The 22,672-nt window shown below is 72.6% G+C and carries 23 protein-coding genes and 2 pseudogenes; 10 read left to right on the top strand and 15 right to left on the bottom strand.

The features are described 5' to 3' along the window. The first annotated feature begins 114 nt into the window (after window positions 1-114). Window positions 115-1,302, top strand: coding sequence for a right-handed parallel beta-helix repeat-containing protein (locus AQI88_RS08490; RefSeq protein ID WP_066994416.1), 1,188 nt, complete (start codon window positions 115-117; stop codon window positions 1,300-1,302). 23 nt (window positions 1,303-1,325) lie between these two features. Here AQI88_RS08490 and AQI88_RS08485 read toward each other — a convergent pair whose 3' ends face one another. Both AQI88_RS08485 and AQI88_RS45850 read right to left on the bottom strand, forming a co-directional pair. Continuing rightward, a complete protein-coding gene (locus AQI88_RS08485) occupies window positions 1,326-2,048 on the bottom strand; it encodes a hypothetical protein (protein WP_244184088.1) in 723 nt (240 codons plus the stop codon). Window positions 2,049-2,121: 73 nt separating this feature from the next. Further along, window positions 2,122-2,216: pseudogene (locus tag AQI88_RS45850) on the bottom strand. A 158-nt stretch (window positions 2,217-2,374) separates the two neighbouring features. On the opposite strand from AQI88_RS45850, the gene AQI88_RS08480 reads away from it, so the two are divergent. Next, the gene (locus tag AQI88_RS08480) at window positions 2,375-3,244 is read left to right on the top strand and encodes a universal stress protein (RefSeq protein ID WP_066994410.1); all 870 of its coding nucleotides are present in this window, start codon (window positions 2,375-2,377) and stop codon (window positions 3,242-3,244) included. A gap of 359 nt (window positions 3,245-3,603) precedes the next feature. On the opposite strand, the pseudogene AQI88_RS45845 reads toward AQI88_RS08480, so the two are convergent. After that, window positions 3,604-3,698: pseudogene (locus tag AQI88_RS45845) on the bottom strand. Window positions 3,699-3,793: 95 nt separating this feature from the next. Next, complete coding sequence (locus AQI88_RS47005) at window positions 3,794-4,705, bottom strand: amidohydrolase family protein (RefSeq protein WP_244184087.1); 912 nt, start codon at window positions 4,703-4,705, stop codon at window positions 3,794-3,796. A gap of 529 nt (window positions 4,706-5,234) precedes the next feature. Here AQI88_RS47005 and AQI88_RS47545 point away from each other — a divergent pair. From AQI88_RS47545 to AQI88_RS08460, 3 genes are all read left to right on the top strand, one after another. Further along, window positions 5,235-5,819 (top strand): hypothetical protein, encoded by a 585-nt coding sequence (locus AQI88_RS47545; protein ID WP_244184086.1) that lies wholly within the window; start codon window positions 5,235-5,237, stop codon window positions 5,817-5,819. A 45-nt stretch (window positions 5,820-5,864) separates the two neighbouring features. Further along, window positions 5,865-6,392 (top strand): DinB family protein, encoded by a 528-nt coding sequence (locus tag AQI88_RS08465; protein ID WP_066995025.1) that lies wholly within the window; start codon window positions 5,865-5,867, stop codon window positions 6,390-6,392. Window positions 6,393-6,495: 103 nt separating this feature from the next. Beyond that, entirely contained in the window at window positions 6,496-6,684 is a 189-nt protein-coding gene (locus AQI88_RS08460) for a hypothetical protein (RefSeq protein ID WP_066995023.1), read from the top strand. A gap of 22 nt (window positions 6,685-6,706) precedes the next feature. On the opposite strand, the gene AQI88_RS08455 is transcribed toward AQI88_RS08460, so the two are convergent. From AQI88_RS08455 to AQI88_RS08430, 6 genes are all read right to left on the bottom strand, one after another. Next, complete coding sequence (locus AQI88_RS08455; protein WP_244184085.1) at window positions 6,707-8,278, bottom strand: N,N-dimethylformamidase beta subunit family domain-containing protein; 1,572 nt, start codon at window positions 8,276-8,278, stop codon at window positions 6,707-6,709. Between the two features lie 199 nt (window positions 8,279-8,477). Next, the gene (locus AQI88_RS08450) at window positions 8,478-9,482 is read right to left on the bottom strand and encodes a hypothetical protein (protein ID WP_066994405.1); all 1,005 of its coding nucleotides are present in this window, start codon (window positions 9,480-9,482) and stop codon (window positions 8,478-8,480) included. A 54-nt stretch (window positions 9,483-9,536) separates the two neighbouring features. Continuing rightward, entirely contained in the window at window positions 9,537-10,538 is a 1,002-nt protein-coding gene (locus tag AQI88_RS08445) for a phosphotransferase (RefSeq protein WP_066994402.1), read from the bottom strand. 119 nt (window positions 10,539-10,657) lie between these two features. After that, window positions 10,658-12,475: a phospholipase C gene (locus AQI88_RS08440; protein ID WP_066994399.1), complete on the bottom strand. Its 1,818-nt coding sequence runs from the start codon at window positions 12,473-12,475 to the stop codon at window positions 10,658-10,660. 176 nt (window positions 12,476-12,651) lie between these two features. Beyond that, entirely contained in the window at window positions 12,652-13,875 is a 1,224-nt protein-coding gene (efeB, locus tag AQI88_RS08435; RefSeq protein ID WP_066994396.1) for an iron uptake transporter deferrochelatase/peroxidase subunit, read from the bottom strand. Next, a complete protein-coding gene (locus AQI88_RS08430; protein ID WP_066994394.1) occupies window positions 13,872-15,068 on the bottom strand; it encodes an EfeM/EfeO family lipoprotein in 1,197 nt (398 codons plus the stop codon). The genes efeB and AQI88_RS08430 overlap by 4 nt, the downstream gene beginning before the upstream one ends. Window positions 15,069-15,347: 279 nt before the next feature. Here AQI88_RS08430 and AQI88_RS08425 point away from each other — a divergent pair, with 279 nt between their 5' ends. Then, entirely contained in the window at window positions 15,348-16,133 is a 786-nt protein-coding gene (locus AQI88_RS08425; RefSeq protein ID WP_066994391.1) for an alpha/beta hydrolase, read from the top strand. 24 nt (window positions 16,134-16,157) lie between these two features. Here AQI88_RS08425 and AQI88_RS08420 read toward each other — a convergent pair whose 3' ends face one another. Beyond that, window positions 16,158-16,919 (bottom strand): polysaccharide deacetylase family protein, encoded by a 762-nt coding sequence (locus AQI88_RS08420; protein WP_066994389.1) that lies wholly within the window; start codon window positions 16,917-16,919, stop codon window positions 16,158-16,160. A gap of 409 nt (window positions 16,920-17,328) precedes the next feature. Here AQI88_RS08420 and AQI88_RS08415 point away from each other — a divergent pair, with 409 nt between their 5' ends. Both AQI88_RS08415 and pip read left to right on the top strand, forming a co-directional pair. Further along, window positions 17,329-17,955, top strand: coding sequence for a hypothetical protein (locus AQI88_RS08415; RefSeq protein ID WP_066994386.1), 627 nt, complete (start codon window positions 17,329-17,331; stop codon window positions 17,953-17,955). A gap of 38 nt (window positions 17,956-17,993) precedes the next feature. Beyond that, on the top strand, window positions 17,994-18,953 hold the full coding sequence (gene pip, locus AQI88_RS08410) for a prolyl aminopeptidase (protein ID WP_066995015.1): 960 nt from the start codon (window positions 17,994-17,996) through the stop codon (window positions 18,951-18,953). Here the strand turns inward: pip and AQI88_RS08405 are convergent. Genes AQI88_RS08405 through AQI88_RS08400 form a run of 3 tightly spaced genes read right to left on the bottom strand, consistent with a single transcriptional unit; the run spans window position 18,868 to window position 19,769 of the window. Further along, a complete protein-coding gene (locus tag AQI88_RS08405) occupies window positions 18,868-19,215 on the bottom strand; it encodes an Imm7 family immunity protein (protein ID WP_279616533.1) in 348 nt (115 codons plus the stop codon). The two genes, pip and AQI88_RS08405, sit on opposite strands and share 86 nt — an antisense overlap. Then, entirely contained in the window at window positions 19,212-19,358 is a 147-nt protein-coding gene (locus AQI88_RS48460) for an Imm7 family immunity protein (RefSeq protein ID WP_279616532.1), read from the bottom strand. The genes AQI88_RS08405 and AQI88_RS48460 overlap by 4 nt, the downstream gene beginning before the upstream one ends. Window positions 19,359-19,367: 9 nt before the next feature. Next, the gene (locus AQI88_RS08400; protein ID WP_066994383.1) at window positions 19,368-19,769 is read right to left on the bottom strand and encodes a RidA family protein; all 402 of its coding nucleotides are present in this window, start codon (window positions 19,767-19,769) and stop codon (window positions 19,368-19,370) included. 72 nt (window positions 19,770-19,841) lie between these two features. On the opposite strand from AQI88_RS08400, the gene AQI88_RS08395 reads away from it, so the two are divergent. After that, on the top strand, window positions 19,842-20,735 hold the full coding sequence (locus AQI88_RS08395; RefSeq protein WP_066994380.1) for a LysR family transcriptional regulator: 894 nt from the start codon (window positions 19,842-19,844) through the stop codon (window positions 20,733-20,735). Between the two features lie 91 nt (window positions 20,736-20,826). On the opposite strand, the gene AQI88_RS08390 is transcribed toward AQI88_RS08395, so the two are convergent. Further along, on the bottom strand, window positions 20,827-21,597 hold the full coding sequence (locus AQI88_RS08390) for an isoprenyl transferase (protein ID WP_066994377.1): 771 nt from the start codon (window positions 21,595-21,597) through the stop codon (window positions 20,827-20,829). Between the two features lie 102 nt (window positions 21,598-21,699). Between AQI88_RS08390 and AQI88_RS08385 the strand changes: the two genes are divergently transcribed. After that, the gene (locus AQI88_RS08385; RefSeq protein WP_244184084.1) at window positions 21,700-22,668 is read left to right on the top strand and encodes a TAXI family TRAP transporter solute-binding subunit; all 969 of its coding nucleotides are present in this window, start codon (window positions 21,700-21,702) and stop codon (window positions 22,666-22,668) included. Window positions 22,669-22,672 lie beyond the last annotated feature (4 nt).

Raw genomic sequence — 22,672 nt, 5'->3', positions numbered from 1 at the left:
CGTCGGGCAGTCGTGTTCATGCACGCGAACCCACGGCACCGTCGCACCACGGCTTCCGGTCCACGGAACGCGGCACGCACCCGCCCAGCCGAACCGACACCCTGGAGACAGCCGATGCACCTCAGAGCAGCCATCGCATGCGCCAGCCTGATCGCCGGCACGCTCGCCCTGTCCGGCACCACGGCGCAGGCCGCTTCCGGCACCGCCGCCGCGGCCACCGTCCTGTACGTCTCCCCGAACGGCACCGACAGCGCGTCCGGCACCCAGTCGAACCCGACGACGCTCACCTCGGCGATCAGCCGTATCGCCGCCGGAGGCACGATCTACCTGCGCGGCGGCACCTACGCCTACGCGAACACCGTCACCATCCCGGCGGGCAGCAACGGCAGCTCCAGTGCCCGCACCACGCTGTCCGCCTACCCGGGCGAGACCCCGGTGCTGAACTTCGCCGCCCAGAGCGAGAGTTCGTCGAACCGCGGCATCCAGCTGAACGCCTCGTACTGGCGCATCTACGGCATCACCGTGGAACACGCCGGTGACAACGGGATCTACGTCGGCGGCAGCAACAATGTCATCGAGCGCACGGTGACGGCCTACAACCGGGACACGGGGCTGCAACTCGGCCGGATCTCCTCCAGTACCCCGAGCAGTCAGTGGCCGTCCAACAACCTGATCCTGAGCTCCGAGTCGCACGACAACGAGGACTCCGGCGGCGAGAACGCCGACGGTTTCGCCGCGAAGCTCACCACCGGCACCGGGAACGTCTTCCGGTACGACGTCTCCCACAACAACATCGACGACGGCTGGGACCTCTACACCAAGACCGACACGGGTGCCATCGGCCCGGTGACCATCGAGTACTCCCTCTCCTACAACAACGGCACCCTGAGCGACGGCACCCAGAACAAGAACGGCGACCGCAACGGCTACAAGCTCGGCGGCGACGCCCTCGCGGTCAACCACGTCGTCCGGCACGACATCGCCTACCGCAACGGCCACCACGGGTTCACCTACAACAGCAACCCCGGCAAGATGACGATCTCGAACAACGCGAGCATCGACAACACGGAGCGCAACTTCGCCTTCGACACCGGGACTTCGGTGTTCCGGACCAACACCTCGTGCCGGTTCTCCGTCAGCGGGTCGAACGACAAGACCGTCGGTGACGCCGACAGCTCCAACCAGTTCTGGTCCGGCACCAACGGCTCGCGGTGCTCCTCCTACTCCGGCGCCCTGGGCTGGTCCTTCGCCTCGGACGGCCACCTCGTGGTGACCTTCGCAGGCAAGGTCGTCACGCCGTAGACGACGATCGGCCCCTCGCGCGCTCAGCCGACCGTGTCTCCCGCCGCCACGGGGTGTGCCTCCAGCTCCGGAGCGGAGAGCAACTCGGCGATGAGCGCCGGGGATCCGCCGACGTAGGTGCTGACCAGGTCCACGTCACCGCCCAGGCACCAGGCACGGTCCTCGGGCCACCACAGGTCGGGCAGCTCGGCGAACTCGTCGAGGGACACCGGCGAGACGGCATCCGTCAGCGTCCCGGAGAGCAGCACCTCGTCCCTGCCGGGCGTCGCGAAAGAGGGGAACCGGTCGAAGTCCCAGCGCCCGTACCCGTTCCACAGACCGAACCAGCAGCGCTCGGGGGTCCGGGTGTGCCGGGCCAGCAGGGGGAGGAGGGCCCGGGCGACGGCGGGCGGAGTCGGACCCTCCGCCGGGTGCTCGTCCCACACGCCGGGCAGTCCGTACTCGGAGGCGTTGACGTAGTCGCGGTCCAGCCCGACAACCTCGTGCCACTGCGCGTCCGGCGTGAGCCGGCTCCCGTGGGCGGCGGCCACCGTCGACCAGCGCACCGGCAGCTCGTCCAGGGCCGCCGGGTGCAGGATCCTGGCGTAGGCCTCGAAGCCGGGTGCGGCGACGCCGGCCACCGTCCCGAAGGCGCCCGGGGTCGGTTCGCTGAGCCAGCGGGCCGGGGAGAGACCGGCGGTCCGGACGCGCAGACGGCCGTAGCAGTCCGGAGCGGGGTCCTGGCCGACCGTGCGGAAGTCGATCACCCGCACAGTCTGCCGTGTGCCGACGACCGGCGTCGAACGAGTTGCCGACGATCGACGGACGGCCCCTCACCTGCGGAGAGGGCAGGATTTGAACCTGCGTGGGCCTTGTGGGGCCCGACCTTGAGGCGTGCTCGCTGGTCCCCGATAAGCCACTCCGGGCACCTCTCCCTGTTCCCGGCTTCCGGTTTCCCGTGCCGTTCACCTGTATGAGAGTGGCAGGAGAGGCTGACGGGCCACTGACATGCCGCCGAGCCCGGGTGCGTGCGACGGTGGGCTTGTGTTCCCTGGCGGCACGAAGCGACAGCCGGCGAAAGGAGGTGAGCCCGATGACGGAGCTGCCCCTGGTCGTGGGCGTCGACGGATCCGGTTCCAGCCTGACGGCGCTCGACTGGGCGGTCGACGAGGCGGCCCGCCGCGGCCTGCCGCTACGGCTGGTGTACGCCTCCCTCTGGGAGCGTTACGAAGGCATCCTCCCGTCGGGCGGCCCGGCACCCTCCGAGCAGGTGATGGCCGAGCAGATCGTCATCTCGGCGGCGGAACGGGCCCGGCTGCGCCACCCCGAGGTGAGGACGGCCACCGACATCCTCCCTGAGGAGGCCGCGGAAGCCCTGGTGCGCGCCGGTGACACCGCCTTCGCCGTGGTGACGGGCGCGCGCGGCCGGGGCGGGCTGAGGGGACGGCTGCTCGGGTCGGTCGGGCCTGCCGTGGCCGCACGGGCCCACTGTCCGGTGATCGTCGTGCGCGGTGACCCGGCGGGGCTGTCCGGTACCCACGAGCGAATCCTGCTCGGTGCCGGTGAGCCGGACGCCGCCGGTGAAGCCGTCCGGTTCGCCTTCGCGGAGGCCGGTACCCGCGGCTGTGTCCTCGACGCCGTCCGCGCCTGGTCGGCGCACGGCTCTGCCGACCTCCTCCGGCTGGGCGGCGACGCCGCCGAAGGGCACGAGAAGCAGGCCGGTGCCGCGCTCGACGCCCTGCTGAGGGACCAGGCGGCCGGCCATCCCGAGGTCCGCGTGCGCCCGGCCACGGTGAAGGGCCCGCCCCGGAAGGTGCTCGTGGACCGCTCCGCCGCCGCCGATCTCGTCGTCATCGGGGCCCGGCGCCGGCCGGGCCACGCCGGACTCCCGCTGGGCCGTGTGGCGCACGCGCTGCTGCACCATGCCCACTGCCCGGTGGCGGTCGTGCCTCAGCGCACGTGAGGCGGTCTGCGAAGTCGACCGTGTGGACGACGCGTTGATTCCGGGCCGGAGCGTCGGGCGTCCTGGCACGGGGCAGGGCTCGCACCGTGAGTGACGGAGCGCGACGTCCCGGCCACCGGGGTCATGGGCCGTCGCATCGAGGTGTGGTGCAGCCCGCCCGCCCACCTCGGAAGTCCCGCCCGGCCCTCGCGGTTGCGTCGGTGTAGTGCTTCCATGGAAGTGGCGGAAAGTACGTCTAACCGACGCGGGGAAGCGACCGCTCCGATCGGCCGCGCACCGCGCAATCAGGATCCGCGAGAAGCGGGTGTACTTTCCGCCCTTTGCGCGCCCGCGCGGGGTTCGGCCGGTTGCGTACCGAGCGGAGAGGGCAGGATTTGAACCTGCGTGGGCCGTGTGGGGCCCGACCTTGAGGCGTGCTCGCTGGTCCCCGATAAGCCACTCCGGGCACCTCTCCCTGTTCCCGGCTTCCGGTTTCCCGTGCCGTTCACATGGATGAGAGTGCCAGGAGGGGCTGACGGGGCGCTGACACACCGCTGACGAGGTGCTCCGTCAGGACGCCTGATGCACCACGTGGCCCCCGGTCACCCTCAACACGACCGGCGCATCCGTCAGTTCGTCGCAGGCTGCGTGCACCGGATCGACGGACAAGGCGGTCAGGTCGGCACGGTGGCCGGGTGCGATGCGGCCGGCGACGCCCGTTTCGCCGGCTGCCGCAGCCGCGTGGCTGGTGGAGCCCTCCAGCGCCTGCAACGCCGTGAGCCCCGGCCGCCGTGCCGCGGCGTCCTTCGGGCGGCGGGCCGTCGTCGGCACGGCACGCACGTCGTAGTGCGCGATGGGCCGGCCCGAGCCGAGGGCGAGCGTCGCCCTGGCCTTGCGCAGGTCCCGCAGCCGCCAGGCGCGGGCGACCCGCTCGGAGCCCAGGCGGCGGGACGACTCGTCGGTGCCGTCACCCCGGGTGCAGCGAGGCCGTGACGCCGAACTCCGCGAAGAGGGACAGGAGTTCGTTCGGGACGGTCTCGAAGTGCCCTGTCCGGTGGGCCCCGCGACCGCTGGGCCCGAGCGAGGCGACGGTGTCCAGGACGTGGCGCACGGCCGCGTCCCCGATCGCGCGCGTGGCCGTGCGCACGCCGGCCGTGTGCACGGTGCGTACGGCGGTGGTGTACGCCTGCGGGGCCCCGGCCAGAACGCGTCCGTGCCCCGGCCGTGACAGTCGGGGCGCTCCAGCCAGGCCGTGCCGCCCTCGACGGTGCCGTCCATGAAGAACTTGAACCCGCCGACCAGCCAGTGCCGGGCACTCGGGACGCGCATCGCAGTCGCACAGGGAGCACCGTCTCCCGTATGGGCGCCGGTGAGCCCGGTGGCGGCCATCGCGGACAGCAGCTCCAGCAGCCGCGGGCGCCGTTCGGCGTACGACGGTCGGGGTGCGAAGCCGGTCACCAGGTCCATTGCGGCATGCTCCATCAGGTGACCCGTGGGCCGCCCATCGGCGTCGCACACCACCTGCGCGCGCTGGGCGAAGGAGCGGGGCCCGGCCACCCCGGCGGCAGCCGGCGCCGCGCCGTTGGCGAGCGCCGAATGGCCGTCGTACAGGCGCAGGAAGGCGGGGCGTGCCGTCCAGTACGCCGGCCACGAGGTCGTGGTGGACGGGCAGGCCCTCGAAGACGTTGTGGTCCAGGCCCGTAGCCGACCACCAGGCCTGCCACCCGCTCGGCCCGGGCGAGCGCCGCGCGCAGCCCGGCCAGGTCCCTCACGGCCGACAGGTCCGTGCCCGTGGCCATGTCCAGCCCTCACACCGGATGGCTGTGCGAGTCGACCAGTCCGGGTACCAGGTGTGCCCGGCCAGATCCACGACCTCGGAGCCGGGCCGCGCCAGTCGCGTACGTCCGCCGCCTCCCCGACCGCGGGCATGGGATGACCTCCTCCACGGGGACGGTTCTTCTGAGTACGAAGACTCATGCCGACGGCCGGCCGAGTCGGTCATGATCGGGGCATGACAGTGATCAGGATGAGGGCGCGCCGGCTCGCGCCGCTGCCGGTGGCGCTGCTGGCAGTGCTGGCGGCCGGGTGCGGAGCGCAGCACCCGGGGGACGGCGCCGGTGCGGGCGGCGCCTCGCGGAGTGCGGTGGCGACGCCGAGCCGACCGGCCGACTTCGCCTGCCCCGGCGAGAGCCCCACCCCCACGCCGCGGCCGTCGACGCACACCCCGAGCCCCACGGCACCGCCCACCGACCACTACGCCGAGAACCACGGCTTCATGGTGCCCTTCCCGCTGCACGGCAAGCGCCGTTGCCAAGGGCTCGCGGCCATCGGGCGCGTCCGGGAGGCACTCGAACCGCTGCGCAGGCGAGGGGACTTCACGGCCGAGAGCGCCCGCAAGGCCCTCACCGGCCTCGGGTACCCCGCCGGGCAGGTGCAGACGTACCAGAACGGCTCGGCCGGCGTCGGCTTCCTCGTCGAGGTCGACGACTACCCGGTGTGCCTGGAGGGGGAGATGGACAGCGCGCAGACCAAGGCGGACGCCTTCGGCGGCTATCCCGACCACACGGGCTGCGACCAGCCCTCAGGAGGCCACTGACCCTTTAGGACGGGATCTGGCCTAGTGGCGGTCTACCTTCGGGTCATGGTCACTTCACCGGAGAACCGAGGGTCCCGCCTGTCCGGCGAGCGCGGCGAACTGCTGCACGCGCTCGCCGAGCAGCGGGAGTTGCTGCTGATCCCCGTCCGCGGCATCACCGACGCCCAGGCCGCACAGCGCACCACGGTCAGCGAGCTGACGCTCGGCGGGATCGTCAAGCACCTGGCCCGCGGCGAGCGGGTGTGGGCGCAGATCATGCTGAAGGGTGACGGAGAGCTGCCGGACGGCATGCTCGACCTGGAGCAGTACCGGATGACGGACGGCGACACGCTCGCGGGGCTGCTGGAGGAGTACGCGGCCGGGGCCCGCGCGACCGAGGAGGCCGTCGCCGCCCTGCCCGGCCTGGACCGGAGCGTGCCGCTGCCCAGGACTCCGTGGTCCCCGCCGGAGACCGTGCACTGGTCCGCCCGCCGCATCCTCCTGCACCTGATCCGGGAGACGGCCCAGCACGCCGGGCACGCGGACATCGTCCGGGAGGCGCTGGACGGGGCGAACTCCACCGCTCAGCGGTGACCGACGCCGGTTTCCCAGTACCGCAAGTAACATGATCACCTTCCGGGTATACCAGTCAGTCAACTCGGCACGTCCCAAGGATGTGCTCAGCCCGGAGATGCCCATGTCTTCTCTCGACGATGCGTTGGAAAACGCCCGTTTCACCTACGAGCAGCACGTACGGACGTGCCGCCAGTGCCATGCCGATGCCGCGCTCTGTGCCGTGGCCAAGCACCTCCTGCGGATCTACAACAACGCCCGCAGGGACCTGCTCCGTGCCACGGGGCACCAGGCACCGACCGCCACACCGTGACGCCGGGGCCCGGCCGCCGCGGTCACACCGTGCCGCCGTAGACCTCCTGCACGTTCGTACGGGGCGGTGGACCGTGGCGGGCCGCCGGGCCCCGCGCGAAGGTGCGCAGCAGGTTCTCCGTGGTGCGGGTGACGAACGCACGCGTACGGGCGTCCATGCCGTGGTCGCGGCCGAGTTTGCCCGTGCCGGCCAGCAGCGCCTCCACCCAGCGCATGGTGCCGGTCGCGAAGACGCCCGCGCCACCGGGTGCGACGTAGTACGCGGAGTCGCTGTGACTGGGGCGGCCGGCGCACACCACGGGGGAGTGCGCGGTGATCTCCAGCGGGCCGGGGGTGAGGGTGGCCGGTGTGACCCGGTCGTACTCGACGCCGACGAGATGCGCGAAGCCGTCGCCGGGGCGTACGCCGGTGCCGTCGTACAGCCAGTGGTCGGCGGCGTGGACGACGTAGGGGGCGTCGACCGGATAGCCCTCGTAGAGCACGCCGGTGAGGGACGACTCCGGATCGGCGGCGGGCGGGCTGCGGTACTCGGTGGTCACCAGCTCCGGGTCGGACGCGTAGTACGGGTCCGCGCGGTAGGACGTCTTGTAGCAGACCACCGTGCGCTCGCCCGCCCCCTGCCCGTCCTCGAGCCGGACCCGGCGGAAACAGGTGTTCGCGCCGAGGAAGGCGAGGTTCGCGCCGGTGTCCCGGGCCCGGGTGACGTGTGCCCGCTGCTCGGGCGTCCAGTACTCGTCGTGTCCCAGACAGACGACGGTGTGCGCTCCGTACAGCACCGAGGGGTCCCGGTGGACGTCGACGCCGGTGGTGTAGGCGAGCGGGATGCCCAGGCGTTCGGCCAGCACCACCAGCGCCCGTTCGTAGACCAGGAACTTCTCCGCGCCGTCGCCGTCGTAGGGGCGGTCGAAGCTGACCGCGAGCGACCGGGTGGCGTAGGCGCCCGAGGAGCCCGCGTAGAGGCTGTAGCCGCCCCAGCGGTTGTAGGCCTGCCAGGTGGCCGGGGCGTGCAGCAGGACCGTGCGGCCCGCGCCCTCGGCGGAGCGGACGATCAGCGGGACGTACCGCTGATGGCCGGTGTCCGACTCGAGACGCAGCAGATACGCGCCCTCCGGCCATCCGTCGGTGTCCAGGGTCAGTGTGGTGGGCCAGTCGGCGCGCACGGTGCGGGTGCCGGACAGCAGCCGTGGGGGCGGCTGGGTGCGGCCGGGTATGCGGGGCGATGTCCATATGCGGTGGGCCTGCCGACCGCCGTACCAGCCGACGCGGAACGCCGAGACCCGGAACGAGGCCGCGGTGGTCGACACATGCAGGCCGCACTCCTCGCCCGGCCGCACGCTCACCCGGTCGGTGTAGCCGGTCACCGCGTCCGGCGGGCCCGCCGAGCGGATGCGCCAGTCGGCGGTGCCCGGCGCGTCCCGTTCGGCCTCCGGACGCAGCCGCCCGTCGTCTCCGCCGAAGGGGCGCAGGTGCACACGGTGCGGCCCGGGCGTACAGGCGCAGGCCGCGCCCAGGCCCGCGCCGGCGCACAGGGTCAGGAAGACCCGGCGGGCCAGGCCATGGCCGTGCGGGGGTGGATCGCCGTGGGCTGGGGTCACTGCTCCTCCCGGATCCGCCCCCGGTCCGTGCCGCGTCCAGGCTCCCGATACTGCTCCGCCCGGCGCAACCGCACCAGGGCATGGGGGCGACGGCACCGGGAGGGGCGGAGCCCGGCGGGACACGCGGACGAGGGCACGCCAGGCCGGCAACGGACGTTGTGCCATGCGAGTGGTGAGTGAGCGGTGCCGCACCGGCCTGTCAGCTGCGGAAGCCGATGTGCACGTGGTCGTGGTGGGTGGCATCGCTGAAGAACTGGCCGGGGCTGCCGCCCGTCAGCAGCACGGGACCGCCGACGTTGTAGGACCCGGCGGCCGCGGCATCCCGCATGAACCGCTCGATCAGGCTGCGCGGGGTCGTCGGCAGGACCACGGTGTGGCCGTCGATCTGCCACACGTCGAAGGCCCGGCCGCGCGGATGGTCGCTGGGCCGGCTGGTGCCGAAGACGTCCAGCGGATGCCCGGAGCGGACGACGCTCACCCCCAGCCGGTACGTCCCCGAGAGCGCGAGCATCGCCTTCGTCACGCTGCTGTGCACCTGCCCGCTGCGCAGGTCGGCGGCCGCCGCGGGAGGCAGGGTGATCCGGTCGTCGGACAGGACCGCCCGGACGTCCGGGGCGGGCGAGGCGGCGGCCGGTCCCGGACGCGCCGGATGCAGGGCGTCGACGCTCCAGCCGCGCGCCGAGCGGAAGAGCCGCACGTCGACCGTCGTACCGCCCGCGCGCACGGTGGCGCTGTGCCGCGTCCACTGCCGGCACACCACCGGCACACTGGCCGAACGGGCCAGGATCCCGCCGTACTGGGCGTCGACGACCTGCAGCGCCGCCTGGTCGGCCGCCGGGAGCAGCGGCCCGGCCTGGTCGACGAGATCCCTCGGCAGCCCCAGCCCCAGCGCCGCGACGCGCGACCTGGCCGCGGCCCGGCCGCCGTGCCCGTACGGCCAGGCGCCGATCGCCTCCACGAGCCGTACGGCACGCAGCTTGACCTCCGGGTCGACCTCGGCAGAGGTCGGGCGCCACGCAGTGGTGCGGGGGAGGGCGGGGGACGGCCACGGTGAGGCGGTGCCCGAGGACCACGGAGCCGGCCGCGCACGGGAGGCCGCAGCACCGGAGCACCCCGCCGCAGCACCGAGCGCGGCACCCGCCACGGCCCACAGCACGGCACGGCGTCCGACCGGCGTGGCCGGGGACGCGGAGAACCGGGTCATGCGGTCACGTGTCCGCCGCGCGAGGGCGGTACGGCGAGTGCGGCGGCGTGTCGCCTAGAACGGAGGGTCCTCGAAGAGTTCCAGCAGCGAGTGGGCGCTCTCCGCGGCCAGGAGAGGGGTTTCGGGCGCGGTCGGAAACAGGCGGCCCCAGGCGCGGGCACGCCCCAGGGCGCTCAGCCGCCAGGCGAGCCGCACCGCTCGCCGCAGTTCCGCTGCCGTACGGCCGGCTCCCGTCCACGGCTCCAGATAGGCGTCGCGCAGGCGCGGCAGTACGTCGGGCCCGTACCGGTCGCAGGCCCTGCGGGCGGTGACCCGCAGGCTGCAGAACGGATGGGAGACGGCGGCGTCGCCCCAGTCGAAGAAGGTGTACCGGCCCGGTTCCGGGTTGAACAGCTGGCCGTCGTGCAGATCCGAGTGGTCGAGGGAGTCGGGGATGCCCAGGGCCGCGAGTTCGGTGCACCAGTCCAGGAGACGGGGCCGGAGTGCGGCGAGCCGCGCGCGTTCGTCCGGCCCCAGTGCCGCGTTCTCCGCGAGCAGCTTGTCGAAGGCCTCCGGCAGCTTCGGGGTCCGGGCGCTCGGGACACCCAGCCGTTCGATCTCCCGTGTGTGCGGGACCAAGGCGTACTGCATGCTTGCGTACTGGCCCAGAAGGCGCTCCCAGGCGCCGGGCCCGACGGTCGCACGCTCCAGCACGGTCCGGAAGAGCGCGCCCCCGTCGGGCAGCAACGACCAGCCGCGGTCGGCGTCGACCGCCAGCGGCTCCAGGACATGCTCCGGCACCCAGCGGGCCAGCGCGGCGGTCAGCGCACCCTCGAAGCCGCTGGCCGACGGATTCCCCTTGAACCAGACGGCTTCCCGGCCCGCCACGGGCACCCGCACCAGGACGGACCACGGCCGCAGCCGCACCTGCAACGGACCGTCCGCCCGCAGACCGTGCGCGGCGAGCCGGCCGTGCACCCAGTCCAGCGCCGCGTTCCGCCAGGACTCCTGTTCCCAGGGAGTCACCGCTTCCTGGTAGCGGCCGCGGTCCACGGTGAGTGACGCCTCATGTCCCATCACGCCATCCCAGCATCGCGAACCCCACGGGGCCAGCCGTTTTCAGCGAGAGAAGGGGGCGGACACGACGTACGCCCCCGGATGCCGGCCGGGGGCGTACGCGCGTGCAGCGGTGTGTGTCAGGAGTGCTGCCTGCGGCGCAGCGTGAGGTACGTGCCCGTGGCGCCGGCGGCCAGCAGGGCGCCCACGCCGAGGCCGACCGGGAGGGTCGGGAACCCGGAGGTGCCGGTGGTGGCGGCGGTGTTCTGCATCGCCGGGCCGGGGGTGATGCTCGTGGCCACTGCGGCGACGTGCTTGATGGGGCCGACGGACTTCACCGAGCCGTCCGAGTTCAGCAGCACCTGCTTGTTGTTCGGGTGCCGGAAGTCGAACATGCCCGCCAGGGAGCCGGCCGTCGCGTCGAAGGAGTGGTCGCCGATCCGGCCGGTGTGCCAGTTGTCCTCGATGAACCGGGTGAGGGACGCCTGGTCGGTCAGGGTGTGGTCGACCTTGTCGACCTTGCTGTAGGGCGAGATCACGAGCAGCGGCTGGCGGGTGCCGGGGCCGCAGCGGTCGGCGTAGCCGCCGGACGCCTTCGGGCCGTTCTGGCAGGCCGGGCTGTCGGTGGCCTTGCCGTTGGAGCCGAGCGAGGTGTCCTTCGAGCCGTTGCGCGGGGCGACGTAGGCATGGTCGTACCAGCCGTCGGAGTCGTCGTAGGCGACGACGATCGCTGTCGACCTCCACTGCGGCGAGCTCTGGATCGCGTTGATCTGCCGGACGAGGAAGTGCTGTTCGTCGAGCGGGTCGGAGTAGCCGGCGTGGCCGTCCTGGTACTCACCGGCCTTCACGAAGCTGACGGCCGGGAGCTTGCCCGCCTTCACGGCAGCGGTGAAGTCGGTCAGGTCGTAGTTGTGGTTGGCCGGCCCGTTGTGGCCGATCTCGGCGACACTCTTCGGCGGCAGGTGATGCGGGTTGGCCGTCGACTTGTAGTACGAGAACGGGTTGTGGTGCGGGCTGTAGTCGGCGACGGCCGCGCCGCCCACGTTGGCGTGCGTGGTGTCGCACTTGGCGTACGCCCCGGATGTCCCGTTCCACGCGGTCGAGGGCCGGAAGCCGCCCTGGAACCAGCCCCAGGTCACCTTCTTTGTGTTGAGTAGGTCACCGATGTTCCTGCCCTGCAGGGCCGCCAGCGCGTTGGTGCTGGTGTGGTCCTTGCCGGAGCAGTCGTCGAAGGCCGGGTCGGGGTCGTTGACCACCGTGCCCACGCCCTTCGCGTCGGGCGACTTGACCGCGTACGGGTCGGGGGTCGCCGTCCGCTTGCCGGTGGCCGGGTCGACCGACACCACGCCGTGCGTCTGACCGGAGATCAGGTTGAGGGCGCCGGGAGTGGAGGGGCCGTAGACCGAGCTGAAGGACCGGTCGCTCAGGGAGTAGTGCTGGGCGTAGTTCCACAGGGCGGTGACGGTGTTGCCGTCGTAGTAGTCCATCGCCAGGCCGGGTTCACCGAACAGGCCGCCGCTGCACTTGTCGACCTCGGTGTTCTGCACGAACTGGTCGGCCTTGCCGCCGTTGTAGGCGTACTGCTCCGGGCCGTAGGAGTGGTTCTGGTCGCAGGTCATCGCCTGGGCGGGGGAGAGCCGCTTGGGCGTGTACTGGTTGGGGTTCTTCGTCAGCAGCCCGGCGTGGGCCAGGGTGTCGATGTCCTTCGGGGTGTTCTTCGACGCCGTGAACTTCGTGCCGTCCGTGTTGGCGGCCTTCGGGTAGGTGGCGAAGTAGTGGTCGAAGGAGATGTTCTCGTCGAAGAGCACGACGACGTGCTTGACGGGGGTCGCGGTCGAGGCATGCCCGGAGGTCACCGCCGCCCAGCCGGGCGCGTTGCTGCCGAGCACCGTGAGTGCCGCGGCTCCGGCGAGAGCCCCAAGGCTCCGTACCGCCGCTCGTCTTCCTCTGCTGGCCATGGTGGTTCACCCTCCGGGCGGGAACGTCTGTGCGCCGTACGAGCACGGATGCTGCGCCCGTCGCGGGGCGCTCCGGCGGAGTGATGATGGCGCGGGAGTGAACTCCGGGTCAGGGATGCTGGGGCAAATCTTGACGGTGAATTGACCTGTCGGCCCGCAGAGTTGTCCGGACAGGTTCAGCCGAGCAGAGCCCGTCCGTACCAGTCCGTGGCGTCCCTTACGCCGGGCAGGGCGAAGAAGTAGCCGCCGCCGAACGGGGTGATGTAGTCGGTGAGCGGCTCGCCCGCCAGCCGGCGCTGCACGGTCTCGAACTGCCGGGCCAGGTCCTGCTGGTAGCAGCAGAACAGCAGGCCCATGTCGAGGTTGCCGTTGGCGTCCATGCCGCGGTCGTAGTTGTAGGCGCGGCGCAGGATGCGCTGGTCGGCGGTGGCGGCCGCGCGGGGATTGGCGAGGCGGATGTGGGCGTCCAGCGGGATGACGTCGCCCTTGGGATCGTCGGCGTACTTCGGCGTGTCGTGCTCGTGGTCGCCGTCCAGCGGTGCGCCGGAGGAGCGGGCACGGCCGAACATGCGCTCCTGCTCGCTCAGCGAGACCCGGTCCCAGAACTCCACCAGCATGCGGATCAGCCGGACGACCTGGTAGCTGCCGCCGACCGCCCAGTCCGGCTCGCCCATGCCCCTGCCCACCCACACCAGGCGGTTCATCTCGCGGGCACCGGCCGCGTCCGGATTGGCGGTGCCGTCCTTGAACCCCAGCAGATTGCGCGGGGTGCCGGAGGGCCGGGGCGGGCTGGTGAACCCGTCCAGGCGCCAGCGGACCTGCAGGCCGCCCCGGGTGTGCCGGGCGATGTCGCGCAGCGCGTGCAGGGTGGTGTCCGGGTCGTCGGCGTGCAGTTGGAGACTGAGGTCGCCGTGGCACCAGTCGGCGCGCAGGTCGTCGTCCGGGAAGGCCGGCATGGCGGTCAGCCGCCGGGGTGCGCGGGCGGCCAGCCCGAACCGGTCGTCGAAGAGCGAGGCACCCACACCGACGGTCACGGCCAGTTCTCCGGAGGGCAGGCGGTCGCCCAGGATGCCCGAGTCCGCGGGCGGCCCGGTGATGCCCACGGGGGACGGCGTCCCGCCGGAGGTCAGGAAACGGGCCCGGTCGGTGAGGGTGCGCAGCAGGTCGGCCAGGTCCGCGCGGTGCTCCGCGGTCACGTCCAGGGAGACGAACACACTGGTCCGCCGCGGCGGCGCGAGCACGGACGCCTGGTGGGGGCCGTGGAAGGGGGCGACGGCCGCCGCGGGGGCGACGGCCGCGGTGGGGGCGGCGGCACCGGTGGCGAGCCCGGCTCCCGCGAGCGCGGCACCGTGCAGGAACCGGCGCCTGCCCACGGTGCCCGGCCGGTTCTCGCCGCTCATGCCGTCCTCCGGGGATCGCACAGGGTCGCCACCGACGCGAGCCGCTCCACCAGGTCACCGAAGACCGAGTCGACGTGCTCCCGCTGAGCGCGGGTCAGAGCGGGCAGCGCGGTCCAGCGGTCGCCGTGACGCAGGCCGTCGAGCGTGTGCTGTGCGCTGTCCAGATCCTGGTCGAGGCCGGGCAGGTCGGCGTACCGGGTCGTGAGCACGGGGCGCAGCAGGGACAGCACCTCCCGGGTGCCGTCGAGGTTGGCGCGGGCGGTGGCGAGGTTGCTGCCGCTGCCGTAGCCGGTCCGGCCGGTCAGCTCGAACTGCACGGTGTTCTCCAGGATCTCGTGCGCGCGCAGACCGAGCTGGGCCGGATCCATCCGGGTCTGCGACCAGCTGTCCCGCAGTGCGGTCACCGCCTTGACCAGCGCCGCCGCCGGCGCGTGCAGCCGGTCGGCCGACTGCCCGTGCCACAGCCCGTACTCGATGCGGTGGAAGCCGGCGAAGCCCTGGTCGCCGACCCCGCCGGGCAGCCCCGCGTCCGTGCCGTTGACCTGCCCGTCCGCGTCCCCGAAGGCGTCGTACGCCGCCCCCAGCCGCTCGTACTCCAGATGGGCCGGCAGCCAGGCCGCGCGGGCGCCGGCGAGGTCGCCGCGGTCGACGGCCCGCCGCAGCTTCGCCGTCAGCCGGACCACCTCGTCAAGACCGCCGCCGACCCACTTCTGGTAGGCGAGCGCCGACGGGATCAGGTCGTGCTCGGTGACGGGGGCCGCGCCCGGGCCGCGCCGCCCCGACGTGACGCGCACGCTGGGCCCGGTGACGGCGTCGGCGTCGTCGGGCACGCACTTGAAGGCGTACGTCCCCTCGCCCAGGCGGACGGTCAACTGCCGTGTCGTACCCGGGCCGATGCCCTCCACCTCGCCGTACACCGCCTGGCTTCCCGGGTCTTCGAGGTAGACCTCGGCGGCACCGGCGGAGGCGTTGTGCAGGTCGAAGGTCTGCACCCCGGGCGTCGGCCGTGTCCAGCCCCGGCCGCAGTGGCTCAGCGACACCTCGACCGTGACGGGCCCTGCGGCCCGGGTGCGGTGGCCGCCGCCGAGGGAGAACGCCAGCAGGGTTGCGCCCGTGGCGAGGGCCAGGACGAAGAGCAGCACTCCGGCCGACCGGAGACGGACCGGCCGCGTGCCGAGGCGGGGCAACGGCATGGCGAGCCTTTCCGGAACGACGTACGCAGCTGTCCCCGTGGCGGTGCGTCTGCCGACGGGACGGCCTCATGCTAGGCAGCCGTGCGCACCCGAACAGCCGTCCCAACGATTCATTGACCAGGAATTCTCTCCGGGTTCACCGGCCGTCGCCGTCCCGCGAGCGGCCACCGGCCGTGAAGTGAGGGGGATCGGGGGAGTCGGAGTACCCACTGGTCGAGCCGTGAGTGCGGGCTGTAAGCTCATGCCACTAATCGAGGTACATCGAAGCGAGGTGTGAGTATGTCCCGTGCCCCGGTCTCCCCTCTCCCGCTGGTCTACGGCCCGCACCCGGACCAGGTCGCCGATCTGTTCCTGCCCGCCGCCGAGCCGGGACCGCGCGCGCCGCTGGTGCTGTTCTTTCACGGCGGATTCTGGCGCGCCGAGCACGACCGGCGACATGTCGCCGGATTCGCCGGGGCGCTGGCGGCGCAGAGCGGCTGTGCGGTCGTCAGTGTCGAGTACCGGCGGGTCGGTGGCGGAGGCGGCTGGCCGGTCACCTTCACCGACACCGCGCTCGCCGTCGACCAGGTGCCCCGCCTCGCCGCACAGGCCGCGCCCGGCCGCATCGACCCGGCCCGCGTGGTCTACGCCGGGCACTCGGCCGGCGGCCACCTGGCCCTGTGGGCCGCACTGCGCCACCGGCTGCCCGACGGCGCACCCGGCCGGACCGGCACCCCGCCCGCCGTGCTCGGCGTCCTGGCCCTCACCCCCACCGCCGACCTGGCGTGGGCCGACGAACTGGGCAGCGGCCGCGGCGCCGTCGCCGCCTTCCTCGGCGGCGGACGTGCGCAGATCCCGGACCGGTACGCCGCCGCCGACCCCGCCGCCCTGGGCGTCCCCGCCGGCCGTACGGTCGTGGTCCACGGCACGCTCGACGAGGCGCTGCCCGTGGCCATGGCCCGCCGCTACGCCGCTCGAACGGGAGCCGCACTCCACGAGTTGGCGGAGTGCGGCCATTTCGACGTGATCGACCCGGACTCGGCCGCCTGGCCCGTGGTCACCGGCGCGCTGCGGACGATCGTCTGAACGCGCGGGCGGCCGCGGCCCGTTTCAGCGCACGGGGAAGCCGAAGGAGTACCCCTGCTGCTTCAGCCAGGGCAGCAGGATGCGCAGGGCGGCCACGGTCTGGGAGCGGTCGCCGCCCGCGTCGTGGAAGAGCAGGGTCGGGCCGTTGGGCAGCTCGCGCTTGACGGTGGCGACGATGGCGTCCGTACCGGGCCGCTCGAAGTCCTTGGAGTCGACGTTCCAGCCCAGCGGCCGCATCCCGTGCGAGGCCGCGAGGTTCCGGCTGTACGGGGTGAACGCGCCGCCCGGGGCCCGGTAGTACATCGGCCGCACGCCCCCGGACGCCTTCGTGATCTGGCGTTCGGCGCCCAGGATCTGCTGCGACTGGTAGGCCTGGGACTTCTTGTCCATGGCGGTGTCGTGCGAGACCGTGTGGTCGCACAGCCGGTGCCCGGCCGCCACCACCTGCCTGACCATGTCCGGGTGGGCCTGCGCCTGGGTGCCGACCATGCAGAAGGTCGCCTTCACGCCGTAGTCCCGCAGCACTTGGAGCACCTGCGGGGTCCAAGCCGGGTCCGGGCCGTCGTCGATGGTGATGTTGACCGCGTGGGCGCCGGCGTCGGAGGCATGGACGATGGTGGCGGACACGGGCGCTGCCTTCGGCGGGGCCGGGCGCGCCGACGCCTGGTGCCCGCCGACGGAGCCGGCCTGCGCGGTCCACACCGAGGTGGCCGCGGCGACCGCCGTGACCCCGACCGCCGCCGCGACCACCCGGCCGTACCATCCCCGCCCGCCATGCCGCGCCATGTCCGCCTCGTTCCTCGCTGTGTTGGTGGGTCCCCGTGCACCTGTCAGGACGGACCGGCCGGGCCTGAGGATCCGGCTGTTACCGATCACGGACAATTCCGCGGTGTTTCTGCGACAGGAGCCGGAGAGTCCGCTTCGGAACCCCTCGCTCCACAGGGCCGGAATTCGCCTTTCATCCCATTCGCCCCTTGATGCGCGGCCGCATCGCCGCTTCCATGGCCCCTGCCCGGCGGCGGCCGGCCACCGGTACCCGGCAACGCCTGTGGGGGGTTGGGGACACGTGCGTCCTTCCAGAAGGCGCTCGAAGCGCTCGACGGCATCACCAGGAGAACGAAGAAGCGGCTTATCCGGTGCGGCGGCGCTCCTGGGCGCAGCGCCGGCATGGCCGCCGCACTCGTGCCCGGCATTCGTGAACAGGCACCGGCGGCGGCGCCCCCGGCCGCGGCAGACGTACCACGACGTTCCCGTCCTGGGCGGCGAGTACGTCGTCCGCATGGAGAAGCAGGACGGGCGGCGGATCGTCACCGGAACCTCCGGCAGGTACTTCACTGGGCTGCGGACCGGCACGACCGCCGAGGTCGACGACGCGCTCGCCGTGGACGCCGTAGGCAATGACCTCGGCGCGCAGCGGTTCGGCGCGGGCGAGGAGGACGAGTCCGCGCTCAGCGGCAGCTCCCACGGCCTGGTCGTCCTGCCCACCGGAACCGGCGTCCTCACCCGGCACATCACCGTGCGGGGCAAGGACCCGGCAGGCGGCGAGCCGGTGCTGCGCGAGGTGTACATCGACGCGCAGGCCGGTTACCCGGTCCTCCGGTACAGCGGTGTCCAGACCTTCGGCACGCCCCGGGCGGCCGCCCGTGCGAGCGTGGCACACCGCCTCGCCGACGCACCCGCCCCGGGGACGTCGCCGGGCTCGGGCGTCGGACTGGACGGCAGGACCGTCGAGTTGTACGTCTCCCACGACGACACCCGCGACGCCTACGTGCTGCGTCCGCAGGACGTCGACCGGGCGATCGACCTGTCCGGCTCGAAATGAGGGTGCCCGGGCGCCGGGTGTGCCGCTACGGTGCCCGGATGCCCCTCTATCCGGAGATCGAGCCGTACGAGCAGGGCATGCTCGACGTCGGCGACGGCAACCTCGTGCATGGGGAGACCTGCGGAAACCCCGGGGGCAAGCCCGCGGTGGTGCTGCACGGCGGTCCGGGATCGGGGTGCAGCCCCTGCCTCCGGCGCCTGTTCGCCCCGGCCGCCTACCGGATCGTCCTGCTCGACCAGCGCGGCAGCGGCCGCTCCACACCGCACGCGAGCCGCTACGGCACCGACATGAGCGTCAACACGACCGCGCACCTGATGGCCGACCTGGAGCTGCTGCGGGAGCACCTCGGCATCGAACGCTGGCTGGTATGGGGCGTGTCCTGGGGATCGGCGCTCGCCCTGCGCTACGCACAGACCCATCCGGGAACCGTCTCCGAGCTGGTGCTGACGGGAGTCGCGACAGGCTCGAACCCCGAGGTGGAACTGCTCACCAGAGGGCTCGGCCAGATCTTCCCGGAGGCCTTCGGACGGTTCCTGGCCGAACTGCCGCCCGCCGAGCGCGTAGGGAACCTCGCCGCGGCCTTCAACCGGCTGCTGGAGTCCCCCGATCCCCGGGTGCGGGAGCGGGCGGCGCGGGCCTGGACCGACTGGGAGACGGCCACCATCCCCGCACCGCCGCGCTCGGTCGCCCGCTTCGAGGACCCCGTGTACCGCATGGGCTTCGCCCGTACCGTCACCCACTACTGGGGAAACGACCACTTCATGGGCGAGGGCAACGACGGGGGCGTGGTGCTGCGCGACGCCCACCTCCTCACCGGCATCCCCGGCACCCTCATCCAGGGAACCCTCGACTTCGGCAACCTCCTCGGCATCGTCTGGCGTCTTCACCGGGCCTGGCCCGGCAGCGAGTTGGTCACGGTGGACGACGCAGGTCACACCACAGGGGCACCCGGAGTGGCGGAGGCTCTGGTGGCGGCGACGGACAAGTACCGGAAGTGAGCGGGGCCCAGCCGGTGAACGGGTCCTCCAGCGTGGGGACGCAGAGGGACAGCAGCGGTTCGGTGTGCTCGGTGAGGGTGCCCCGGGCGAGCCTGAGCACCCGGATCTCGTTCTCGTGTCCCGGGTCCTCGTCGTCGCGCACGTGCAGGAGCCCGTAGGAGCCGGGAGCGATCGCCGCCACATGGTCGAAGAGTGCGAAGACATCGGGCGCCGAGCGGTGGTGGGAATGCCCTCCGAGGTGGATGTACGGCTCGCCGTTCATCCACCTCGGAGGTCGAGGAGGCACGGGCTGTCCCTCCGGGAGATGTGCTCTTGCAGCTCCTCGGCGATCTGCCGCGATCGGGAGTCCTCGTCCTCCTCGTCCGCGCTCTCCCTGACGCTGATCCAGCCGTGGTACTCGAACATGCCGGGATCCTAGAGTTCGGGCGACGGCAAGGTCCGCCGCGCACACACCTCGATCTCGATCTTCATGCGGGGATCGGAGAGGCCGCACACGAGCATCGTCGCGGCCGGGCGGACGTCGCCGAAGCAGTGGCGCAGGACCGGCCAGCAGGGCTCGAAGTCCTGGCGGTCGGGGAGTAGATAGCGCACGCGTACGACGTCCGCGAAGCCGCAGCCCGCCTCGGTCAGCGCCGCCTCGATGTTGCGCAGGCACTGTTCGGCCTGTTCCACCACGTCTTCCGAGATGGTCATCGTGGTGTAGTCGAAGCCGGTCGTCCCGGACACATGCACCCAGTCGCCGTCCACCACGGCACGGGCATAGCCGATCTGCTCCTCGAAAGTGGAGCCGCTGAGGATCGCGCGTCGCTCTGTCATGCGCCGAACGCTAGGTGACCTGCACCGATACGTCTAATACCGCGCAGGGCATGACCTGATATCTCTGGACGTATGGAGCGACCCGAACTTCCCCTCCCGCAGCTGCACGCCTTCGTCGTGCTCGCCGAGGAACTCCACTTCGGCCACGCGGCCGCCCGCCTCGGCATCGCCCAGCCTCCGCTGAGCCAGCAGATCCGCCGCCTGGAGGAGAAGGTCGGGCATGCGCTGTTCAGCCGCGAGCCGGGACGGGTCATGCTCACCCCGGCCGGCCGGGAACTGCTCCCCGCCGCCCGGCGGGCCCTCACCGGCCTCGCGGACGGCCTCGCCGCGGCCCGGGCGGTCGGCAGCGGCCGGTCCGGCCGGCTGCGGATCGGCTTCGCCGCCTCCCTCGCCCTGACCGTGCTGCCCGGGCTGCTGCGCACCTTCCGGCACGGTCACCCCGACGTGCACCTGGACATCCACGAGATGACCACTGCGCCGCAGATCGCCGCCCTGCACGACAAGACCATCGACATCGGCCTGCTGCGCGAACCGCCCGCCGACGAGCCGGACATCGGCTTCCGGACGGTCCTCAGCGAGCCCTTCGTCGCCGTGTTGCCCGCCGCGCATCCGCTGGCCGCCCAACGGGCCGTACACGTGGCGCAGTTGGCCGACTCGCCGTTCGTGCTGCTGCCCCGGGCGGTCGGCCCGGGGCTGCACGACCGGATCACCGGCCTGTGCACGGACGCGGGTTTCACACCCCGCACCGCCCAGCACGCGGTCGAATGGCAGACCGTGTGCGCCCTCGTGGAAACCGGCCTGGGCGTCTCGCTGGCCCCGGCGAGCATCCGGCGCATCCGCCTCAAGGGCGTCGCGTTCCGCGTGATCGCCCCCGGCACCGCCCGCACCCGGGTCGCTGTCGCCTGGCGCACGAGCGACCCGAACCCTCTCGTCGCCCACCTCCTCGCGACGGTCGGCAGCGGATGAAGGCAGCGACGGCCTCCCCGTCACCGGGGAGGCCGCCATCGCGGTCGGCGGCCTTCGGCACCGCCGCCCGCGTCGGCCTCTGCCGCGCCCGTCAGCGGCCGTAACGGCGTTCTCGGGCGGCGTACGAGCGCAGGGCGCGCAGCAGGTCGATCTCGCGGAACGCCGGCCACAGCACGTCGACGAAGTGCACTTCCGCGTAGGCCGACTGCCACAGCAGGAACCCGGACAGCCGCTGCTCGCCGGAGGTGCGGATGATGAAGTCGGTGTCGTGCCCGGCGGGCGAGTACAGGTTGTCGCTGATGTGCTCCAGGTCGAAGTCCGCCGCCAGGTCCCGGGGATCGCCGCCCGCGCCGATGTGCTTGTCGAAGGCCGCCTTGACGGCGTCGACGATCTCGCGGCGGCCGCCGTAGCCGACGGCGACATCGACCTTGAGTCCGCCACGGCCGTCGGTCAGCGCTGCGGCCTCCTTGAGGACGCGGGCGGTGTTCCCGGGCAGCAGGTCGAGGGCGCCGATGATCTCGATCTCCCAGGGCTCCCCGGGAGCGCAGATGCGCTGGACGGTCTCCTCGATTATGTCGAGCAGAGGCCCGAGTTCGTCGGCCGGCCGATGGAGGTTGTCGTCGGACAGCATCCACAGCGTGACGTGCTTGATCCCGGCATCGGTGCACCAATGCAGGAAGTCGGTGACCTTGGCGCCGCCGACGCGATAGCCCTCACGGACGTCCTGGTGTCCCGCACCCCGTGCCCAGCGCCGGTTCCCGTCCAGCATGATCGCCACATGCCGTGGCCGGGGCAGGCCCTCCAGCTTGCGGTTCAGGCGCCGTACGTAGATCGCCTCCAACGCCGAACGCAAGGCCTTCATCGCCACACCGATGTCCCTTCTCCTACCCGTGTTTGAGGGCGCAACGATAGTGCCACGCCGTCCACACGGGCCAAGCGGGAGCGCAGCGGCTACCCTGCGGACGTGACCGGCAGACCGATGAGCCGCCGGGGCCTGCTGGAGGCCGCGCTCCTCGCCGGCCCTGCAGCCGCCCTGGCCGGATGCGCCGGGGACACCGGATCGCAGTGGCGGCTCAGGCTCGCGACGGGAGCGCCGGGCGGGCCGTACAACGCCTTCGGGAAGGCACTGGCCGCACAGGCCGCGAGGACCGCGCCCCGGCTGCACCTCACCCCCCTCACCACCTCGGCGAGCGTGGACAACCTGCACAGGCTCGGCGACGGATCGGCGGACCTGGCCCTCGCCATGGCGGACGCCGCCGAGGACGCCGTCCGGGGGCGGGCGCCGTTCTCGCACCCGGCCGCCGTGACCGCCCTCGCCCGCGTCTACGTCAACTACACGCATCTCGTCGTACCGGCGCACGGCCCGGTGCGGTCGGTACGGGATCTGGCGGGGCGGTCGGTCGCCACCGGCGCGGCCGGCTCCGGCGGGCAGGTGCTCGCGGGCCGGCTGCTGCGGATGAGCGGGCTGACCGGCCGGCGGGCGGTACGGCAACGGCAGCTCGGGCTCGCCGCCTCGGTCCAGGCGCTGCGCACCGGCAAGGTCGACGCGCTGGTCTGGGCCGGGGGAGTGCCCACTCCCGCCCTGACGACGCTGGCCCGCGAACTCCCTCTGCGTTTCCTGCCGTTGGACGAACAGGCCGCCGCCCTGCGCGACACGTACGGCCCCGCCTACACGGCGGTCACCCTCCCGGCCGGCGTCTACGGGCTCACCGAGCCGGTCGGCACCATCGGCGTCGGCAACTATCTGCTGGCCCGCTCCCCGGTGCCGCAGCAGGCGGTGCGCGCCGTGCTCCAGGTGGTGTTCGACCGGTGGCGCGTGCTGCTCAGGGAGGTGACGGCGGGCGCCCGGCTCGAACCCAGGTTCGCGGTCGCCACGGGGGACGTCCCCCTGCACCCGGGCGCGGTGGCCTACTACCGGTCGGTCTACGGCTGACCGG

The organism is Streptomyces cellostaticus (assembly GCF_001513965.1).
Classification (GTDB): Bacteria; Actinomycetota; Actinomycetes; order Streptomycetales; family Streptomycetaceae; genus Streptomyces; species Streptomyces cellostaticus.
Note: the sequence above shows the minus strand (reverse complement) of the source record. Positions and strands in the feature narration are given on the sequence as shown.

Excerpts from the sequence above, each read along its gene's own strand:
- AQI88_RS08405 (WP_279616533.1), bottom strand. The coding sequence starts at position 19,215 with ATGAACGGCGAGCCGTACATCCACCTCGGAGGGCATTCCCACCACCGC.
- AQI88_RS08450 (WP_066994405.1), bottom strand. The coding sequence starts at position 9,482 with ATGACCCGGTTCTCCGCGTCCCCGGCCACGCCGGTCGGACGCCGTGCC.
- AQI88_RS47005 (WP_244184087.1), bottom strand. The coding sequence starts at position 4,705 with ATGGAGCATGCCGCAATGGACCTGGTGACCGGCTTCGCACCCCGACCG.
- AQI88_RS08445 (WP_066994402.1), bottom strand. The coding sequence starts at position 10,538 with ATGGGACATGAGGCGTCACTCACCGTGGACCGCGGCCGCTACCAGGAA.
- AQI88_RS08425 (WP_066994391.1), top strand. The coding sequence starts at position 15,348 with ATGTCCCGTGCCCCGGTCTCCCCTCTCCCGCTGGTCTACGGCCCGCAC.
- AQI88_RS08400 (WP_066994383.1), bottom strand. The coding sequence starts at position 19,769 with ATGACAGAGCGACGCGCGATCCTCAGCGGCTCCACTTTCGAGGAGCAG.
- AQI88_RS08465 (WP_066995025.1), top strand. The coding sequence starts at position 5,865 with ATGGTCACTTCACCGGAGAACCGAGGGTCCCGCCTGTCCGGCGAGCGC.
- AQI88_RS47545 (WP_244184086.1), top strand. The coding sequence starts at position 5,235 with ATGACAGTGATCAGGATGAGGGCGCGCCGGCTCGCGCCGCTGCCGGTG.
- AQI88_RS08430 (WP_066994394.1), bottom strand. The coding sequence starts at position 15,068 with ATGCCGTTGCCCCGCCTCGGCACGCGGCCGGTCCGTCTCCGGTCGGCC.
- AQI88_RS08395 (WP_066994380.1), top strand. The coding sequence starts at position 19,842 with ATGGAGCGACCCGAACTTCCCCTCCCGCAGCTGCACGCCTTCGTCGTG.
- AQI88_RS08460 (WP_066995023.1), top strand. The coding sequence starts at position 6,496 with ATGTCTTCTCTCGACGATGCGTTGGAAAACGCCCGTTTCACCTACGAG.
- AQI88_RS08490 (WP_066994416.1), top strand. The coding sequence starts at position 115 with ATGCACCTCAGAGCAGCCATCGCATGCGCCAGCCTGATCGCCGGCACG.
- AQI88_RS08440 (WP_066994399.1), bottom strand. The coding sequence starts at position 12,475 with ATGGCCAGCAGAGGAAGACGAGCGGCGGTACGGAGCCTTGGGGCTCTC.
- AQI88_RS08390 (WP_066994377.1), bottom strand. The coding sequence starts at position 21,597 with ATGAAGGCCTTGCGTTCGGCGTTGGAGGCGATCTACGTACGGCGCCTG.
- efeB (WP_066994396.1), bottom strand. The coding sequence starts at position 13,875 with ATGAGCGGCGAGAACCGGCCGGGCACCGTGGGCAGGCGCCGGTTCCTG.
- AQI88_RS08480 (WP_066994410.1), top strand. The coding sequence starts at position 2,375 with ATGACGGAGCTGCCCCTGGTCGTGGGCGTCGACGGATCCGGTTCCAGC.
- AQI88_RS48460 (WP_279616532.1), bottom strand. The coding sequence starts at position 19,358 with ATGTTCGAGTACCACGGCTGGATCAGCGTCAGGGAGAGCGCGGACGAG.
- pip (WP_066995015.1), top strand. The coding sequence starts at position 17,994 with ATGCCCCTCTATCCGGAGATCGAGCCGTACGAGCAGGGCATGCTCGAC.
- AQI88_RS08420 (WP_066994389.1), bottom strand. The coding sequence starts at position 16,919 with ATGGCGCGGCATGGCGGGCGGGGATGGTACGGCCGGGTGGTCGCGGCG.